Here is an 18781-nt window from a genome sequence, read left to right on the forward strand (position 1 = left end):
CGTCCGCCACTCGTCACCCGAGAGCAAGCTCTCTGTGCTACCGTTCGACTTGCATGTGTTAGGCCTGCCGCCAGCGTTCAATCTGAGCCATGATCAAACTCTTCAATTTAAGTTTGATGCTCGTGAATTAAACTTCGTAATGAATTACGTGTTCACTCAGAGACTTGGTATTCATTTTTCGTCTTGCGACGTTAAGAATCCGTATCTTCGAGTGCCCACACAGATTGTCTGATAAATTGTTAAAGAGCAGTGCAACGCGGCTTTCGCTCACCGTTGCGAGGTCCCGTATAATACGTTTTCCTCTTTCAGAGTCAAGCGTTTAATTTCGCTTTTCTCCGTCGAGATCCTCTGGAGAATCTCGCTGACCCGGCGGCTTGTCATCCGTTGTTCCGTGTCAGTGGGAGCGCATTATAGGGAGTTATTTCTGGCTGACAAGAGGGAAAATGCACTTTTCTTTCAACCGCTCGCTTTTTCGCCTTTTCGTCGATTATTTCTGCTTTTTGATCGCCGCAGGCAGTTCTGCCAGGCTATTAATCACCCAATCCGCGGCTTTTTCCGCGTCTTCAGTGACGGGCTTACCGGTGCGCACCAGCACTTTGGTTCCCACGCCAGCTGCCGATGCTGCCTGCATATCTTCCATTTTGTCGCCAACCATATAAGAAGAAGCCATATCAATGTGCAGATATTCCTGCGCCGACTTCAGCATCCCCGGATGCGGTTTGCGGCAGTCGCATACCTGACGATACTCTTCTACCGTTCCCTGCGGGTGATGCGGGCAATAATAGATACCATCCAGATCGACACCACGGTCGGCCAGCGACCAGTCCATCCACTCCGTCAGCGTTTCGAACTGCGCTTCGGTAAATTTCCCGCGAGCAATACCCGACTGGTTAGTCACCAGCACCAGGGCATAGCCCATCTCTTTTAATTCACGCATCGCGTCAATGACGCCATCGATAAACTCAAACGCATCTATTTCATGAACGTAGCCATGATCGACATTAATCGTGCCATCACGATCGAGAAAAATAGCGGGTACGGACTTTGCCACCGTGTTGCTCCTGAATAAGGCATGTGTTGTTAGTATCGCATGTTTCGTCTGGCAAGAAAGCGTCGATCGTACAAATCAGATTGATTTAGACGTCTAGATGCCTTAACATCCGTTTTGTTGACGGTCATCGCCCGTCTCTGGCAGAACAAAATGCCACGGATAACTCTAACCGATAATAAATAATCTAATGATTAAACTTTCGAATATCACCAAGGTCTTCCAGCAGGGCCAACGTACGATTCAGGCGCTAAACAACGTTAGCCTGCACGTGCCTGCGGGACAAATTTATGGCGTCATTGGCGCATCCGGCGCAGGTAAAAGTACGCTTATTCGCTGCGTCAACCTGCTTGAGCGTCCGACCGAAGGCAGCGTCCAGGTCGGCGGCCAGGAGCTGACGGCCTTATCAGAATCTGCGCTGACCAAAGCGCGCCGCCAGATTGGCATGATCTTCCAGCACTTTAACCTGCTCTCTTCCCGCACGGTGTTTGGCAACGTCGCGCTGCCTCTGGAACTGGATAACACCCCGAAAGATGAAGTGAAGCGTCGCGTCACCGAGCTGCTGGATCTGGTCGGTCTCGGCGATAAACACGACAGCTATCCGGCTAACCTCTCCGGCGGCCAGAAGCAACGTGTGGCGATTGCCCGCGCATTGGCCAGCAACCCGAAGGTCCTGCTGTGTGATGAAGCCACCAGCGCGCTGGATCCGGCAACCACCCGCTCGATTCTGGAACTGCTGAAAGACATTAACCGTCGCCTGGGGCTGACCATTCTGCTCATCACTCATGAGATGGACGTGGTTAAACGTATCTGCGACTGCGTGGCGGTCATCAGCAACGGTGAACTGATTGAACAGGACACGGTGAGCGAAGTGTTCTCTCATCCAAAAACGCCGCTGGCGCAGCAGTTCATTCAGTCCACGCTGCATCTGGATATTCCGGAAGACTACCAGGCTCGCCTGAAAGCGACGCAGTCCGCCGACAGCGTGCCGATGCTGCGTATGGAATTTACCGGCCACTCGGTGGATGCACCGCTGCTGTCGGAAACCGCACGTCGCTTTAACGTGAACAACAACATTATTAGCGCGCAGATGGATTACGCGGGCGGCGTGAAGTTCGGCATCATGCTGACCGAAATGCACGGCACGCCTGAAGATACGCAAGCGGCCATCGCCTGGCTGCAGCAACACCATGTAAAAGTAGAGGTATTGGGTTATGTCTGAGGCCATGATGTGGTTACTGGCGCGCGGCGTCTGGGAAACGCTGGCCATGACGTTTGTGTCGGGCTTTTTTGGCTTCGTGATCGGCCTGCCGGTTGGCGTGCTTCTTTATACGACGCGTCCGGGGCAAATCATTGAGAACGGCAAGCTGTACCGCATTCTCTCTGCGCTGGTGAATATCTTCCGTTCCATCCCGTTCATTATCCTGCTGGTATGGATGATTCCTTTTACCCGCGTGATTGTCGGCACCTCGATCGGCCTGCAGGCGGCAATCGTTCCGCTAACCGTGGGCGCCGCGCCGTTTATCGCCCGTATGGTGGAAAACGCCCTGCTGGAAATCCCGACCGGGCTGATTGAAGCTTCCCGCGCAATGGGCGCCACGCCGATGCAGATCGTGCGTAAAGTCCTGCTGCCGGAAGCGCTGCCGGGCCTGGTTAACGCCGCCACCATTACCCTGATTACGCTGGTTGGCTACTCCGCGATGGGCGGTGCCGTGGGCGCCGGCGGTCTGGGCCAGATTGGCTATCAGTACGGCTACATTGGTTATAATGCGGTCGTGATGAATACAGTGCTGGTATTGCTGGTCGTTCTGGTTTATTTAATTCAACTATCTGGCGATCGTATCGTTCGGGCAGTGACTCATAAATAGCGTTACACACAACACAACTTAAAAGTTTAAGGAAATAAGCATGGCGTTCAATTTTAAAACCTTTGCGGCAGTTGGGGCCCTGATTGGTTCTCTGGCACTTGTTGGTTGCGGCCAGGACGAAAAAGATCCAAACCACATTAAAGTCGGCGTGATCGTCGGTGCGGAACAGCAGGTTGCTGAAGTTGCGCAGAAAGTAGCGAAAGAGAAATATGGTCTGGACGTTGAGCTGGTGACCTTCAACGACTACGTTCTGCCGAACGAAGCGCTGAGCAAAGGCGACATCGACGCCAACGCCTTCCAGCACAAACCGTACCTGGATCAGCAGATCAAAGACCGCGGCTACAAGCTGGTTTCCGTCGGTAACACCTTCGTTTACCCGATCGCTGGCTACTCCAAGAAAATCAAATCTCTGGATGAACTGAAATCGGGCGACCAGATTGCCGTACCGAACGACCCGACTAACCTCGGCCGCACCCTGCTGCTGCTGCAGAAAGAAGGTCTGATCAAACTGAAAGACAGCGTTGGCCTGCTGCCGACCTCTCTGGACATCGTTGAGAACCCGAAAAACCTGAAGATTGTTGAACTGGAAGCGCCGCAGCTGCCGCGCTCCCTGGACGATGCGCAGATTGCGCTGGCCGTCATCAACACCACCTACGCCAGCCAGATCAATCTGACTCCGGCAAAAGACGGTATCTTCGTGGAAGGTAAAGACTCTCCGTACGTGAACCTGATCGTGACTCGCGAAGACAACAAAGACGCGGAAAACGTGAAGAAATTCGTTCAGGCCTACCAGTCTGACGAAGTGTACGAAGCGGCGAACAAAATCTTTAACGGTGGCGCAGTTAAAGGCTGGTAATCGCATTACCGCTAAGCAGTATCTTTCAAGACGGGCGCATGCCCGTCTTGTCATTTATGCAAGCACCTGATTCAATAGCATCCTGGTCTACCCTTTATAGAGGAATTACTATGCGTGCTTTACCGGTCTGTTTATTAGCGCTCCTGTTAGGCGGCTGCTCCATGCTAAACAGATCTCCCGTTGAACCCGTTCAAAGCACTGCGACCCCCGTCAAAACGGAGACCGCGAAACCGAAGGCGCCACGCGCAACGCCGGTACGAATTATTACTAACGCCGAAGATCTGGTCGGCAAGCCGTTCCGCGATCTGGGCGAAGTGTCAGGCGAATCTTGCCAGGCCAGCAATCAGGACTCACCGCCGAATATCCCAACCGCGCGCAAACGCATGCAGATCAACGCCTCTAAAATGAAAGCGAATGCGGTACTGCTGCACAGCTGCGAAGTAACCAGCGGCGCACCGGGCTGCTACCGTCAGGCGGTCTGCGTCGGGTCTGCGCTGAACGTTTCCGCGAAGTAATGAGCACCTTTTCATTCGCGCAGATAGGCGTTATCCGCTCGCCGTATAAAGAGAAGTTTGCCGTACCCCGTCAGCCGGGGCTGGTGAAAAACTGTAGCGGCGAGCTGCATTTACTCGCCCCCTACAACCAGGCCGACGCCGTGCGCGGTCTGGAGGACTTCAGTCATCTGTGGGTGCTGTTCGTCTTTCATCAAACGATGGAAGGCGGCTGGCGTCCGACGGTTCGCCCTCCTCGTCTGGGCGGCAACGCGCGAATGGGCGTTTTTGCCACCCGCTCAACCTTCCGGCCTAACCCGATCGGCATGTCGCTGGTCGAGCTGCGGGGCATCCGCTGCCATAAAGAGCACGTCATCCTCGAGCTTGGCGGGCTGGATCTGGTCGACGGTACGCCGGTAGTGGATATCAAACCGTATCTGCCGTTTGCCGAATCACTGCCTGAAGCACGCGCCAGCTATGCGCAGGATGCGCCGCAGGCCGACGTTAACGTGACCTTCAGCGAAGAGATTACCCAGCAGTTGCTCGGGCTGGAAAAACGTTATCCGCGTCTGCGCCAGTTTATTGCCGAAGTGCTGGCGCAGGATCCGCGTCCGGCCTACCGTAAAAACGAGGAAGAAGGCAAAACCTACGCGGTCTGGCTGCTGGACTTTAACGTCCGCTGGCGCGTCACGCCGTCAGGATTTGAGGTCTTTGCCCTGGAAGCCCGCTAATTTGCGTCGCGTACTCTTTTGACATCCCTTTCTCGCTGGTAAACTAAACCACTTTTGTTTTGTGCCAGGCTCGTCTTGAGCCTGTTCGATCGTTCAACTGGAACCGTAACAACATGCGTACTAGCCAATACCTGCTCTCCACTCTGAAGGAGACACCTGCCGACGCCGAGGTAATCAGCCATCAGCTGATGCTGCGCGCCGGGATGATCCGCAAGCTGGCCTCCGGGTTATACACCTGGCTGCCGACCGGCGTGCGCGTCCTGAAAAAAGTCGAAAACATCGTGCGTGAAGAGATGAACAACGCCGGTGCGATCGAGGTGTTAATGCCGGTAGTTCAGCCTTCCGAACTGTGGGAAGAGAGCGGCCGTTGGGAACAGTATGGCCCGGAACTGCTGCGTATTGCTGACCGCGGCGATCGCCCGTTCGTCCTCGGCCCAACGCACGAAGAAGTGATCACCGACCTGATCCGTAACGAGCTGAGCTCTTACAAACAGCTGCCGCTGAACTTCTACCAGATCCAGACCAAATTCCGTGACGAAGTCCGTCCGCGCTTCGGCGTGATGCGTTCCCGCGAATTCCTGATGAAAGATGCCTACTCTTTCCATACCTCTCAGGAATCTCTGCAGGAAACCTACGACGCGATGTACGCAGCGTACAGCAAGATCTTCAGCCGTATGGGTCTGGATTTCCGTGCAGTACAGGCTGACACCGGTTCTATCGGCGGTAGCGCCTCTCACGAATTCCAGGTGCTGGCGCAGAGCGGTGAAGACGATGTGATCTTCTCCGACTCCTCCGACTATGCCGCTAACATCGAATTCGCCGAAGCCGTTGCGCCGAAAGAACCGCGCGCGGCTGCGACGCAGGAAATGACGCTGGTTGATACGCCGAACGCCAAAACCATCGCCGAGCTGGTTGAGCAGTTCAACCTGCCGATCGAGAAAACCGTGAAAACCCTGCTGGTGAAAGCGGTTGAAGGCAGCAAGTCTCCGCTGGTTGCGCTACTGGTTCGCGGCGATCACGAGCTGAACGAAGTTAAAGCGGAAAAACTGCCGCAGGTTGCCAGCCCGCTGACCTTCGCTACCGAAGAAGAAATTCGTGCGCTGGTGAACGCAGGCCCGGGTTCTCTGGGTCCGGTTAACATGCCGATTCCAACCGTTATCGACCGTACCGTTGCCGTGATGAGCGATTTCGCCGCCGGCGCCAACATCGACGGTAAGCACTACTTCGGCATCAACTGGGATCGCGACGTCGCCACCCCAGAAGTGGCTGACATCCGTAACGTGGTCGCTGGCGATCCGAGCCCGGACGGCAAAGGCACGCTGATGATCAAACGCGGTATCGAAGTGGGCCACATCTTCCAGTTGGGGACCAAGTACTCTGAAGCGATGAAAGCGTCCGTGCAGGGCGACGATGGCCGTAACCAGATCCTGACCATGGGCTGCTACGGTATCGGGGTCACTCGCGTTGTGGCTGCCGCTATTGAACAGAACTTTGACGATCGTGGCATCGTATGGCCAGACGCCATTGCCCCGTTCCAGGTCGCCATTCTGCCGATGAACATGCACAAGTCCTACCGAGTGCAGGAGCTGGCTGAGAAGCTGTACGCGGAGCTGCGCGCGCAGGGCATCGAAGTGCTGATGGACGACCGTAAAGAGCGTCCGGGCGTGATGTTTGCCGATATGGAGCTGATCGGTATTCCGCACACCATCGTGCTGGGCGACCGTAACCTCGACAACGACGATATCGAATACAAATACCGTCGTAAGGGCGAGAAAGAGCTGATTAAAACCGGCGATATCGTCGATTACCTGGTGAAAGCCATTAAAGGCTAATCCAGTACCCCGGCCGAGCGAAGCGACGCCGGGGTTCCCGGGGTCGGCTACGCCTCGCCCGGGCTACCAGCCATCCGACAAAAAAAGCCTCGCAATGTGCGAGGCCTTTTTTATTAGTTGCGGCAATCCTTACCAGGCACAAACTTCGCGTCTTTATCGGTCGCCAGAGTTTTCACCATCGCGCCTGTGTCCGGATTAGGCTCCACGGTGAAATGCCCTTCCACCACCAGTAGAATCGGCTTGCTGTCGCTGCCCTCCGCAGCGGCATAGTCGCGCTCCAGCTGAGCGTTATTCGCCACCGCCACTCGCTGCCCGGTCGCGCAGTCGGTGAAGGTTGCCGCATCGGCCATGTAGAAATACATCCCGCGCATCGCCATCGGCGTGGTTGGCAGGCTGGCTTTTACCGGCTCCAGCGTGTAGTTCAGGGTTGATTCAATCGGGTTGCCCTCACGGTCGAGCATTTCCAGCTTCTCGCCCTTCGCACGGTAGTAAGACTTCTCGCCCTTGCTGTCGGTCAGCACCAGCTTATCGGCGGTACGCGCCCAGGAACCGTAGGAACCAAATGACGACGGCTCATGGCTCACGCCCTGATAGCGTTCGTTCATCACCCAGGTGCCGTCCTTCTCAAGGAACAGCGAGGTCTCAATGCCTTCGCAGTCGGCACACGGCAGGACGCCGCGCCAGCTCTGCTGCATAGGGGTTAATTCCACCGGCTGTGTCGGCTTAATGGTGGTCACTTCCGAATGGTTACATCCGAAAAGCCCAAATAGCATCCCCGTCGCCGCAATGGCCAATATCGCTTTTTTCACCCTTAATTCCTTATTCTTATTACATCCACGTCCGGCTTAATAGCGAACTTTCCCGCGCATGGACTTCACTGAAGATTTCTGCGCTTTTGAATTCAGCCGCCGCTCTTTCGACGCGCGGGTTGGGCGCGTCGGGCGTCGGCGTTTTTGTTCTGTCGTTAACGTCTGGATCACCGCCACCAGGCGGGCAATCGCCGCTTCGCGATTTATTTCCTGGCTACGGTACTCCTGCGCCTTAATGATAATCACACCGTCAGCAGAAATTAAGTGGTGGCTGGCGGCGAGCAGGCGCTCTTTGTAATACTCTGGCAGGCTGGAGGCCCGGATGTCAAAGCGCAGGTGAATCGCCGTCGAGGTCTTATTCACGTGCTGCCCGCCCGCGCCCTGCGCCCGGATGGCGGTAATCGTCAGCTCATCATCCGGGATGCTCACCTGCCGGGAGAGCGTAATCATGCCGGCGTCTGCCACGGCGTCAGATGAATTTCCAGATTATTCTGAGCATCAGAGAGCCAGATTGCCCCCTCCTGAATGGTCGCCTGCAGCGTCATCGTGCGTTCGGCAAACGCGCTGAGCTTCGCCAGCTGCTCATCGTCGAGATACCAGATACTCAGGTTCTTAAAGCCCGCCATTTTGCTCTGGTTTTGCTGCCACCAGATTTCCGCCGCACGACTATTATAGGTGAACAGCGCCACCTCCTGCGCCAGGCTGCAGGCTTTTTTGATCCGCCGCTCGTCCGGTAGCCCCAGCTCAATCCACAGGTCGATCCCCAGATGGTCGTTACGCAGCCACACTTCCGGTTCGTCGTCGGAAGAGAGCCCGCGGGTAAACTGCAGCCGTTCGTCGGCGTACTTAATCCACGCCAGCAGACGCAGCATCATGCGTTCCTGGGTTTCGGACGGGTGGCGCGCGAGGGTTAACGACGCGTCCAGAAACTGGCTACGGTCGAGATCGGCGACGTTGACCACTGCTTTATAAATCGTTGCTTTCAGCGCCATGGCTAAACTCCTGAAAAAAATGGGGGTCATTGTAACGAAATCAGCGCCAAAAGGCCCGTCTGCCGCCGCTCATCCCGCTGATAATGCTTAAATGAGTGTGATATAGTCACCTTGCTAAACAGAGATTATCTTCATAGGCTTAATTGAAGCGCTGACAGGAGGGCATGTGGGCAACTATTGTGAGTTGATTCGCCAACGCTACGCGGAAATTGCGAGCGGTGATTTAGGGTATATCCCGGATGCGCTAGGCTGTGTACTGAAAGTTTTGAACGAAGTTGCGGCGGACGACGCCATTTCTGAGTCAGTCAGGGAAAAAGCCGCGTATGCGGCGGCAAACTTACTGGTGAGCGATTATGTCAATGAATGATACTTATCAACCTATCAACTGTGATGACTATGACAATCTTGAGCTTGCCTGCCAGCACCACCTCGTCCTCTCGCTGGAGCTGAAAGACGGCGAAGTGCTGCAAGCCAAAGCTCACGACCTGTTATCACGTAAGAACGTGGAGTATCTGGTCGTCGACAGCGCGGGCGATCTCCGCGAGCTGCGTCTTGACCGGATCACCAGCTTCAGCCACCCGCAAATTGGCACCGTGGTGGTCAGCGAGTCATAACGGAAAAACGGGCAGCTTAGCTGCCCGTTTTCTGCCAGCAAAACTGCACGCCGTCTTCCGTATCGCCTCTCCCATCCAGCGTGACAAATCTTCCCGCAGCGGCAATCAGCGCATCCCCATAAAACAGCAGCGGCGTGGTATCGCGCAGCCAGGGCGGCACGCCGAGCTCCTGCCAGATTTTCTTCAGCTTGCGCCCGCCGTGGCGGCCCACAACATGCAGCATTCCCGGCGCTTTAAAGCGGATAGAAACCGTCTCTTCGGCGCGCGGCGGGCGAATATCGCCGCCCGGCGACAAATAGACCTGCCCCAGCCCTGCCGGCAGCGTCAGCGGCGCGTGCGGATTCTGCCACTCGATGGCGCTATCCGTTTGCCCCGGCCGCGTTTTTAGCCACCACAGCCGCTGCTGAAAGCGGCGAATCTCATACTCGCCCAACCGTAAGCACGGCGCGGCGTCTTCACGCGCCAGCGCCACCTCCTGCCATAGCCGCGTCAGCGTCTCCCGCGACGGCATCGTGGCCCCCAGATGCGACAGCCAGCGGCGCAGCAGCGCGGCGCGCTTCGGCCCGCTCATACTGAGCATCGGTTCAATTGCCAGCGATCCCTCATCGCCGAGCAGCCGCGACAGCTCGTCGGCCAGCAGCTCATCCAGCAGCATCTCCTGCTCACCGCACAGCGCCGCGCTGCGCGCCGCCGCCTCGGCAAAGTGCGGCCAGCGGGCATTCAGCAGCGGTAGCACGCGCAGGCGCAGGAAGTTGCGGTCGTAAGCGTCGTCCTGATTGCTCTCATCTTCAATCCAGCGTAGCCCGTGGCGCTGCGCCCACAGCAGCAGCGTGGCGCGGGTTTCATACAATAAAGGGCGGATGAGCTGGGTGTCGGCAAACGCCGCGCTGACCGGCATGGCCGATAAACCCGCAGGCCCGCTGCCGCGCTTGAGCGCCAGCAGCAGCGTCTCGCTCTGGTCATCCAGATGCTGTGCCGTCAGCAGCACTTCACCGGGCAGCAGCGCTTCACGAAAGGCCTGATAGCGCGCGGCTCTGGCTTCCGCCTCCAGCCCGGCCCCACTCTGCGCCAGCGTCACGCGTTCGATCACCAGCGGCACCTGCCACTCTGCGCACTGCGCCTGGCAGTGCGCAACCCAGCCGTCGGCGTTCTGGCTGATGCCATGGTGAATGTGAATCGCCCGCAGGGAAACGCCCGGCTCCTGCTGCCGCCAGCAAACCAGCTGATGCAGCAGCACCGTCGAGTCGAGGCCGCCGCTAAAGGCCACCAGAAACTGGCGGTGCGAAGAGAGTCGCTGCACAAGGGAAGAAGGCGTCATTGTCGTATCGTCGTGAAAGGTATCGCCCGGCACGTTACCGGGCTCGGCGGCCCATGACAAGCCTTACTGCTGGTAAATCTCCAGCGGCAGGCCGTCAGGATCGTTAAAAAAGGTGAAACGCTTGTCGGTGTAAGGATCGGTGCGCACCGCCTCGCAGGCGACGCCGTGCGCTTCCAGATGCGCCACGGCGGCGTCAATGTCATCGACGCTAAACGCCAGATGGCGCAGCCCGCAGGCCTCCGGGCGGCTTGGGCGCTCCGGCGGGAATGGGAAGGAAAACAGTTCAATTACATACTGGCCGTTCAGCGCCAGGTCGCCCTTCCACGAATCGCGCGCTTCGCGATAGACCTCGCTTTGCAGCGTAAAGCCCAGGATGTCGCAGTAGAACGCCTTACTCTTCGCGTAGTCGGTGGCGATAATGGCAATATGGTGAATCTGTTTTAATCCCAGCATGGTTATACTCCGTTAAGCGTTTCTCAGCACGTTACCCGCGCAGGCCGTGACGACGCAAGCCCTCAGCCATTTTTTAGGACTCTGACACGGTAGACGCCGTTTTCATCGCGTTTTGCACCGTGGATATCGGTTTCAAAGCCCGGGTAATGTCGCCCGATGGAGCAGAGCATCAGCAGGAAGTCGAGCACCGACCGGCTCTCCTCGGTGATCATCTCCCCCGGCATCAGCAGCGGTACGCCCGGCGGATACGGCAGAATCATATTCGCCGAAATGCGCCCAACCAGCTCTTCCAGCGCCACCGTTTCCACCTCGCCTTTAATTTGTTGTTGCCATGCGCGATGTGGCGTCAGCTTCATCTCCGGCAGCACGTCAAAAGCCCGCAGCATCAGCCGCGGAAGATCGTGCTGGCGAATCAGGCGGTGGATCCCTTGCGCCAGATCCTGAATGCGCATATGGCGGTAGAAGTCAGGATCCTCAGCATAGAGATCCGGCAGCATGTTCTTCACCCGTAGGTTCAAATCGTAGGCGCGCTTAAACTCCGTGAGCCCACGCAGCAGCCCCATCGCTCGGGTTTTATCAATACCGATGCTGAACAAGAACAACAGGTTATACGGCCCGGTTTTCTCCACCACTACGCCATGCTCGTCGAGGTATTTTGCCACCAGCGCCGCCGGGATCCCTTCGTCGCTCATATTGCCCTGCTCATCCATACCCGGCGTGAGGATCGTCACCTTCACCGGATCGAGGAACATATGGTCGGCATCCGCATCGCTGAAACCGTGCCAGTCTTCTCCCGGCGATACCGGCCAGCACTCGGCTTCGTCGATCGCTTCCGGCTGCCAGATATCAAAGAACCAGCTATCCGACTCTTCCCGCAGCCGCTGAACCTCTTTACGAAAGTGCAGCGCGCGCTCAACCGAGCGGTTGATCAGCCTGCGCCCCGGATTGCCGCGCAGCATGGCCGCCGCGGTCTCAATGGACGCGACGATCGGGTAGCTCGGTGACGTCGAGGTGTGCATCATAAAGGCTTCGTTGAAGGTATCTTCGTCGTAGTCGCCTTTAATATGAATGAGTGACGCCTGCGACAGCGCCGCCAGCATCTTGTGGGTCGACTGCGTTTCAAAGAACACTTTCCCCGGCACGCGCTCGCCGCTCATGCCGCTTTTCCCCTGGTAGATCGGGTGGAAGTGGGTATAGGGCACCCAGGCCGAATCAAAATGGATCGACGGCACGTCGAGCGTTTGTTTGATCCAGTTGGTGTTATACAGCAGGCCGTCGTAGGTGGAGTTGGTAATCACCGCATGCACCGGCCACTGTGCGCCGTCGGTGCCGTCCACCTTCTGCTGGAGGCTGTCACGGGTGAATTCTCGCTTCGGTATGCCGCCAAGAATCCCCAGCGCATTGCGCGTCGGCTTCAGCCACAGCGGCACCACGTCGCTCATCATCAGCAGATGCGCCAGTGATTTGTGGCAGTTACGGTCAATCAGCAGCGTGCTGCCGCTGGGCGCCGCATACATGCCGACGATTTTGTTCGACGTTGAGGTGCCGTTGGTTACCATGTAACTCTGCTCGGCGCCAAAGGTGCGGGCGATATACTCTTCGGCTTCAAGATGCGGGCCGGTATGGTCCAGCAGCGAACCCAGCTCGGTCACTGAAATTGAGACATCGGCCTTCAGCGTATTGGCGCCGAAGAAATCGTAAAACAGGCAGCCGACCGGGCTTTTCTGGTAGGCCGTTCCGGCCATATGCCCCGGCGTGCAGAAGGTATACTTGCCTTCGTTCACGTAGGTGAAGAGCGCTTTGGTAAACGGCGGCGTGATATTATCGAGATATTCGTCGGTATACTGGCGGATGCGGGTGGCGATGTCGTCCGCCTGCCCCAGCGCATATTCAAAGAACCACAGCGCCATGCGCATATCGTTAGCGCTGACGTCCATCGTCGAGTGGTTGTTGATAAAGGCGTACAGCGGAAGATATTCATTGAGCTGGTTAATTTCGGCGCAGAGATCGATGTTGTACTCGTCCCAGTCAAAAATCACGCCGCAAATACGCGGGTTGTGTTCAATAAACTTCAGCAGGTCGGCACCGTTCTGTGGCCAGATAATCTTGAAGCCCTGTGCCAGCAGCGCCCCTTCGAGCTCCTTGATAGGCTCGTCTTTATAGTAGACGCCGTGCGGCCCCATAATGGCAATAATATTCATGCTTCCCTCCTGGACAATCCAGGTAAAAGCATAACAGTAATCATGCCAGCGCACCGCACTGGCATGATTTCTTCACTTTACAGCGCTTTCCACGCATCTCCCCAGGCAATACCCGCGCCTGGTTCATAGTAGGTTGGCGCATTGTTGCACCACGCGCCTTCCGGCAGCGGTTTACACTGATAGAGCGCACCGTGGTTGTTTACGATCTCGCCCGCCTTCCAGGTCTGGGTTGCACTCCAGGCTGGGTAGTCAGTGGTTTTACCCTCATCCCCTTCCGCGGCTTTCGCCTTCACGTTCAGGGTATAGGTGGTAGTGCTGGACAGGCTACCGTCGCTCACCGTCAGGCTAACCACATACTGCGCGTCCTGATCCTTAACCGGAGCGGCAAAGGTGACGACCGATTTATCCTGGCCGCTCAGCGTCTGCCCATCCTGTGACATCCAGGTGTAGCTAAGCTTATCGCCGTTGGCGTCGCTGGAGCCTTCCGCGCTTAACGACACCTGACTGCCCGCATTCACCGCGCCAATCGGCCCGGCGATACGCGCCACCGGCGCGACGTTAACGGCGGGAGCCGGGGTGGTATCGTCGGTGGCGTCAGACGGCTCATCGGCCTGGCCGCTGTCATCAACGATATTTACGTTAAAGTGCTTCTGCACGCACTTCGCATAGTCACCTTCTTTAAACGCGCTGTACGGCGTCTGATAGCCGACTAACTGACAGGCGTTAGTTTTGCCATCGGCGGTTTCCGCGCTCCATCCCCAGTCCATTTCCCAGTAGATCGGCAGAGCGCCTGCGCCGCCCTCATCAAACTGCTTCATGTTCTTACAGCCGAGGACTTCATCGGCAGCAATTGGCACTTTCAGGTAGTTGGCGAACTCTTTGTAATAGGCGATACGGTTAAGGGACTGGGCGTTTTCATCCGCGCCGCCGCATTCCACGCCGCCGTTGATAATCTGAATAGTGACCCCGAAGCCGTCAACCAGGCCGTTCGCTTTATCATGGTCGTTAGGCTGCCAGGTGCCGTCGATGACGTGGAGCATCGACGGTTTCGGCGGCTGCGGATAAACAAAGAAGAACACGGCGCTGGCCAGGTTCATCCAGCTGTCGGCCACCAGCTCGGGCTTATCCAACAGCGGACGAACGTCGCCATCGTACATGGCATCGGAGAACGGACCGTAGTTGTAGTTATAAGAGAGCTGTTTCGCGCCGCGACCAAAATAGCTCAGGTAATCCCCGTCTTTATCCTTCCCGCACGGCCAGGTCTGGCCCTGCCAGATATCCGGGTTACATTCGCCGTTATAGCCGCCCTTCTGCCCTTCAACCCAGCCGACTTCGCGCAGGTAGACCAGCGCCTGACGCCACTCCGGCACATCGCGCCAGCTTTCATGGCCGCCGGTTTCCTGGGCAAAGTGGGCGAACATGGTCGCCAGCGACTTACGACAAATCGCGTCGCTGTCGCGGCCATCGGTATAGGTGCCGCAAACGGCCGGGAATTTACCAATCGCTTTCAGGAAGTTGCTGTAGGTATATTCCGGCGCGCGCATCGGGAACAGATAGTCCCAGTCCTGCTCGGTTAAAATGCTCTCCACGCGCTTCACGTTCGCCGGGTTAGCCGCGCGGCCTGGCGCAATCTGTTCGACTTCACTGTTAGGCCGCGTTTTGATAGAGGCTTTTACCGCATTCATCAACGGGAAATCGGTTAAGGCCTTTTCTTTGGCGGCGAGATCGCTCGCCTTGACGGTGGTCGCTTCGGTCGCGCTCAGCAGCGGGGCGGCCTGCGCGGCGCCCAGGCTTAACATGATCCCTGCGGCCACGGCGCTCAGTGCTACGGTTTTACGTAATGCCATCGTATTCTCCTTTTTTCCTTGTTGGCTGCCGGTAACGGCTTAATGCCTGGCAGTCGACGCAGTGTTGCCGGAGAAAGGCATCATTGGCGAATCACTTCATCTCTTTTCACATCACATAAAAAAAGGGCCGGAAAATCCGGCCCTTGGCGAAGAAAATGAGGTTGATAAATCAGGCGTAGCCGTAGCTCATCAGGCGCTGATAGCGGCGATTGAGCAGATCGTCTTTGCTCAGCACATCGAGATCGGCGAGATCTTCGAGCAGCTGCGCTTTCAGAGAGGCCGCCATCACTTCCGGGTTACGGTGAGCGCCGCCCAGCGGTTCCGGGATGATGGAGTCAATCAGCTTCAGCTCTTTCAGACGCGGCGCGATGATGCCCATGGCTTCAGCCGCCAGCGGCGCTTTATCGGCGCTCTTCCACAGAATCGAGGCGCAGCCTTCCGGGGAGATAACGGAATAGGTGCTGTACTGCAGCATATTCACTTTATCGCCCACGCCGATCGCCAGCGCGCCGCCGGAGCCGCCTTCACCGATAACGGTACAGATAACCGGCACGCTCAGACGCGACATTTCGCGCAGGTTGCGGGCAATCGCTTCAGACTGACCGCGCTCTTCCGCGCCCACGCCTGGGTAAGCACCCGGGGTGTCGATGAAGGTCACGATCGGCATGTTGAAGCGTTCAGCCATTTCCATCAGGCGCAGCGCTTTGCGATACCCTTCCGGTGCCGGCATACCGAAGTTACGGCGGATTTTCTCTTTGGTTTCACGGCCTTTCTGATGACCAATGATCATCACCGGACGACCGTCCAGACGCGCGATACCGCCAACGATAGCTTTGTCGTCGGCATAGGCGCGATCGCCTGCCAGTTCGTCAAATTCATCAAACGCCAGGCGGACATAATCCAGGGTGTACGGGCGCTGCGGATGGCGCGCCAGTTGGGCTACCTGCCATGCGCCGAGATCGGCAAAGATTTTGCGCGTCAGCTCTACGCTTTTTTCACGCAGACGATGCACTTCTTCGTCGATATTAATATCCAGTTTCTCATCCTGACGGCTAACCGCAGTCAGAGAATCGATTTTCGCTTCCAGCTCTGCAATCGGCTGTTCAAAATCAAGGAAATTCAGACTCATAGTATTCCTGTATGAGTCAAACTCCAGTTCCACCTGCTCCGAACCGATGAGGCCACGCAGATCGTTGAGTAAACGATCGCTCGGAGAGACACGCCAGGTTGCACCGAAACGCAACCGCGCACGTGCATCCGCCCTCTGATAGTAGAGATGTACTGGAATGGTTCCCGAACGATGGGGTTCCAGAGACTGACGGAGTCGGTTTAAAAGCTGGTCATCAATTTGCCTGTCCGTCAGCGAGATAGCAAGCCCGCGAGCGTATTTTTCCCGGGCTTCGTCAATGTCCATCACTTCGCGGGCCATCATTTTAAGGCCGCCGCTGAAGTCATCAAAGCTGACCTGTCCGCTGACGATAAGTATGCGGTCTTTTTCCAGCAGGTGCTGGTATTTTTCCAGCGCCTCGGAGAACAACATCACCTCCAGGCGTCCGGAACGGTCATCCAGCGTACAGATGCCGATACGATTGCCGCGCTTGGTGACCATAACCCGCGCCGCAATCACGAGCCCCGCGGCCGTGGTCACTTTACCACGTTCCGTCGGATGCATGTCTTTGAGTCGATACCCGCCGACATAGCGCTCAATTTCTTTTATATACTGGTTGATCGGGTGCCCCGTCAGGTACAGACCTAACGTTTCGCGCTCCCCATCCAATACCACCTGCTCCGGCCATGGCAGACAGTTGGCATACGATTGTTCAATTTGTTCCGGCTCTTCCGCCAGCACGCCGAACATATCGGCCTGGCCAATGGCTTCGGCTTTCGCGTGCTGATCCGCCGCCTTCAGTGCGTCGCCGAGCGAGTTCATCAGCGCGGCGCGGTGCGGGCCAAGGCGGTCGAACGCCCCGGACATGATCAGCTTTTCCAGCACCCGCCGGTTGAGCTTTTTGGTGTCAGTACGGGCGCACAGGTCAAACAGCTCGCGGAAGTAGCCGCCGTTGTTACGCGCTTCGATGATGGCTTCAATTGGGCCTTCACCGACGCCCTTAATCGCGCCGATACCATACACGATTTCCCCGTCATGATTCACGTGGAAATGATATAAACCGGAATTGATATCTGGCGGCAATATTTTCAGCCCCATGCGCCAGCATTCATCCACCAGGCCCACCACCTTCTCGGTGTTGTCCATATCGGCGGTCATGACCGCCGCCATAAACTCGGCCGGATAGTGCGCCTTCAGCCACAGCGTCTGGTAAGAGACCAGCGCGTAGGCCGCGGAGTGCGATTTGTTAAACCCGTAACCGGCGAATTTCTCCACCAGATCGAAGATTTTCATCGCCAGTTCGCCGTCGATGCCGTTCTTTTTCGCTCCTTCCTCGAACGCGCCGCGCTGCTTGGCCATCTCCTCAGGCTTTTTCTTACCCATCGCACGACGCAGCATGTCCGCGCCGCCGAGGGTGTAGCCGGAAAGCACCTGGGCAATCTGCATGACCTGTTCCTGGTACAGAATGATGCCGTAGGTCGGCTCCAGTACCGGTTTCAGGCTTTCGTGCTGCCACTGCACATCCGGATAGGAAATCTCTTCGCGTCCGTGCTTACGGTCGATGAAGTTATCTACCATCCCGGACTGCAACGGCCCCGGACGGAACAGGGCCACCAGAGCGATCATATCTTCGAAGCAGTCAGGCTGCAGACGCTTAATCAGGTCTTTCATGCCGCGGGATTCAAGCTGGAAGACCGCCGTGGTTTCCGAACGTTGCAGCATATCGAAGCTTTTCTTATCGTTCAGCGGGATAGCGGCAATATCCAGCGGCGGCTCGCCGTTCTTCTCGCGGCGGGCGTTAATCATCTCCAGCGCCCAGTTGATGATAGTGAGCGTACGCAAGCCGAGGAAGTCGAACTTCACGAGGCCGGCATATTCCACGTCGTTTTTATCAAACTGGGTAACCGGGTGCAGCCCCTGTTCATCACAGTACAGCGGCGCGAAATCGGTGATTTTCGTCGGGGCGATAACCACCCCTCCGGCGTGTTTACCGGCGTTACGCGTGACCCCTTCGAGCTTACGCGCCATGTCGATCAGCGCTTTAACTTCTTCATCTGCCTCGTAAATCTCAGGCAGTTGCGGTTCGGCTTCAAAGGCTTTCGCCAGCGTCATCCCCGGATCGGGCGGGACCAGTTTCGAAATCCTGTCGACAAAACCGTACGGGTGGCCCAGCACGCGGCCCACGTCGCGGATAACCGCTTTCGCCGCCATCGTACCGAAGGTAATGATCTGCGACACCGCATCACGGCCGTACATGTCGGCCACGTGCTCAATGACCTGGTCGCGTTTCTCCATACAGAAGTCAACGTCGAAGTCGGGCATGGAGACACGTTCCGGGTTAAGGAAACGTTCGAACAGCAGGTCAAATTCCAGCGGATCGAGATCGGTAATTTTCAGCGCGTAAGCCACCAGCGAGCCCGCACCAGAACCACGGCCTGGGCCTACCGGCACGCCGTTGTCTTTCGACCACTGGATAACTTCCATAACGATGAGGACGTAGCCCGGGAACCCCATCTGGTTGATTACTTGGAGGTCGATATCCAGACGTTCATCGTATGGCGGAGGTTTCTCTTTCCGCTCGGCTTCAGCCGGGAACAGGAAGGCCAGGCGCTC

General features: G+C 57.0%; 17 protein-coding genes, 1 rRNA gene and 1 pseudogene. 8 read left to right on the forward strand and 11 right to left on the reverse strand.

Annotated elements, in window-relative coordinates; translation table 11 throughout:
* Together ACK5JN_RS10760 and gmhB are read right to left on the reverse strand one after the other, a co-directional pair.
* Window positions 1–109, reverse strand: a 16S ribosomal RNA gene (locus ACK5JN_RS10760); the annotation flags it as partial.
* A gap of 378 nt (window positions 110–487) precedes the next feature.
* The gene (gene gmhB, locus ACK5JN_RS10765) at window positions 488–1051 is read right to left on the reverse strand and encodes a D-glycero-beta-D-manno-heptose 1,7-bisphosphate 7-phosphatase (RefSeq protein WP_416870176.1); all 564 of its coding nucleotides are present in this window, start codon (window positions 1049–1051) and stop codon (window positions 488–490) included.
* A gap of 187 nt (window positions 1052–1238) precedes the next feature.
* Between gmhB and metN the strand changes: the two genes are divergently transcribed.
* From metN to proS, 6 genes are all read left to right on the forward strand, one after another.
* Complete coding sequence (gene metN / locus ACK5JN_RS10770) at window positions 1239–2270, forward strand: methionine ABC transporter ATP-binding protein MetN (protein ID WP_416870177.1); 1032 nt, start codon at window positions 1239–1241, stop codon at window positions 2268–2270.
* Window positions 2263–2916, forward strand: coding sequence for a methionine ABC transporter permease MetI (locus ACK5JN_RS10775; protein ID WP_416870178.1), 654 nt, complete (start codon window positions 2263–2265; stop codon window positions 2914–2916). The genes metN and ACK5JN_RS10775 overlap by 8 nt, the downstream gene beginning before the upstream one ends.
* Before the next feature lie 40 nt (window positions 2917–2956).
* Entirely contained in the window at window positions 2957–3772 is an 816-nt protein-coding gene (locus ACK5JN_RS10780; RefSeq protein WP_416870179.1) for a MetQ/NlpA family lipoprotein, read from the forward strand.
* Between the two features lie 110 nt (window positions 3773–3882).
* The gene (gene rcsF / locus ACK5JN_RS10785) at window positions 3883–4287 is read left to right on the forward strand and encodes an Rcs stress response system protein RcsF (protein ID WP_416870180.1); all 405 of its coding nucleotides are present in this window, start codon (window positions 3883–3885) and stop codon (window positions 4285–4287) included.
* Window positions 4287–4994: a tRNA (N6-threonylcarbamoyladenosine(37)-N6)-methyltransferase TrmO gene (gene tsaA, locus ACK5JN_RS10790; RefSeq protein WP_416870181.1), complete on the forward strand. Its 708-nt coding sequence runs from the start codon at window positions 4287–4289 to the stop codon at window positions 4992–4994. Before rcsF ends, tsaA begins: the two co-directional genes overlap by 1 nt.
* Window positions 4995–5107: 113 nt before the next feature.
* Window positions 5108–6826 carry a proline--tRNA ligase gene (proS, locus tag ACK5JN_RS10795; protein WP_416870182.1) on the forward strand — a complete coding sequence of 573 codons (1719 nt, stop codon included), beginning with the start codon at window positions 5108–5110 and terminating at the stop codon, window positions 6824–6826.
* A gap of 113 nt (window positions 6827–6939) precedes the next feature.
* Here proS and nlpE read toward each other — a convergent pair whose 3' ends face one another.
* From nlpE to ACK5JN_RS10810, 3 genes are read right to left on the reverse strand one after another with little or no spacing between them, the layout of a single operon-like run.
* Complete coding sequence (gene nlpE, locus ACK5JN_RS10800; RefSeq protein WP_416870183.1) at window positions 6940–7635, reverse strand: envelope stress response activation lipoprotein NlpE; 696 nt, start codon at window positions 7633–7635, stop codon at window positions 6940–6942.
* 36 nt (window positions 7636–7671) lie between these two features.
* Entirely contained in the window at window positions 7672–8085 is a 414-nt protein-coding gene (gene arfB / locus ACK5JN_RS10805; RefSeq protein ID WP_416870184.1) for an alternative ribosome rescue aminoacyl-tRNA hydrolase ArfB, read from the reverse strand.
* A complete protein-coding gene (locus ACK5JN_RS10810) occupies window positions 8082–8627 on the reverse strand; it encodes a YaeQ family protein (protein WP_416870185.1) in 546 nt (181 codons plus the stop codon). The genes arfB and ACK5JN_RS10810 overlap by 4 nt, the downstream gene beginning before the upstream one ends.
* A 166-nt stretch (window positions 8628–8793) precedes the next feature.
* Between ACK5JN_RS10810 and ACK5JN_RS10815 the strand changes: the two genes are divergently transcribed.
* Together ACK5JN_RS10815 and rof are read left to right on the forward strand one after the other, a co-directional pair.
* The gene (locus ACK5JN_RS10815; RefSeq protein WP_064547602.1) at window positions 8794–8994 is read left to right on the forward strand and encodes a YaeP family protein; all 201 of its coding nucleotides are present in this window, start codon (window positions 8794–8796) and stop codon (window positions 8992–8994) included.
* Window positions 8981–9241: a Rho-binding antiterminator gene (rof, locus tag ACK5JN_RS10820; protein WP_163447294.1), complete on the forward strand. Its 261-nt coding sequence runs from the start codon at window positions 8981–8983 to the stop codon at window positions 9239–9241. The genes ACK5JN_RS10815 and rof overlap by 14 nt, the downstream gene beginning before the upstream one ends.
* 16 nt (window positions 9242–9257) lie before the next feature.
* Here rof and tilS read toward each other — a convergent pair whose 3' ends face one another.
* The 6 genes and pseudogenes from tilS to dnaE all read right to left on the reverse strand — a co-directional run.
* Window positions 9258–10559 (reverse strand): tRNA lysidine(34) synthetase TilS, encoded by a 1302-nt coding sequence (gene tilS, locus ACK5JN_RS10825; protein ID WP_416870189.1) that lies wholly within the window; start codon window positions 10557–10559, stop codon window positions 9258–9260.
* Between the two features lie 63 nt (window positions 10560–10622).
* A complete protein-coding gene (locus ACK5JN_RS10830) occupies window positions 10623–11012 on the reverse strand; it encodes a VOC family protein (RefSeq protein WP_416870186.1) in 390 nt (129 codons plus the stop codon).
* 62 nt (window positions 11013–11074) lie between these two features.
* Window positions 11075–13213 (reverse strand): lysine decarboxylase LdcC, encoded by a 2139-nt coding sequence (locus ACK5JN_RS10835; RefSeq protein ID WP_416870187.1) that lies wholly within the window; start codon window positions 13211–13213, stop codon window positions 11075–11077.
* Between the two features lie 77 nt (window positions 13214–13290).
* A complete protein-coding gene (locus ACK5JN_RS10840) occupies window positions 13291–15060 on the reverse strand; it encodes a glycoside hydrolase family 19 protein (RefSeq protein ID WP_416870188.1) in 1770 nt (589 codons plus the stop codon).
* 169 nt (window positions 15061–15229) lie between these two features.
* Complete coding sequence (accA, locus tag ACK5JN_RS10845; RefSeq protein WP_416870190.1) at window positions 15230–16189, reverse strand: acetyl-CoA carboxylase carboxyl transferase subunit alpha; 960 nt, start codon at window positions 16187–16189, stop codon at window positions 15230–15232.
* 15 nt (window positions 16190–16204) lie between these two features.
* Window positions 16205–18781 (reverse strand): annotated as a pseudogene (gene dnaE / locus ACK5JN_RS10850) (DNA polymerase III subunit alpha); the annotation flags it as partial.

It is taken from the genome of Kluyvera sp. (assembly GCF_047971185.1).
Taxonomy (GTDB): Bacteria; Pseudomonadota; Gammaproteobacteria; order Enterobacterales; family Enterobacteriaceae; genus Kluyvera.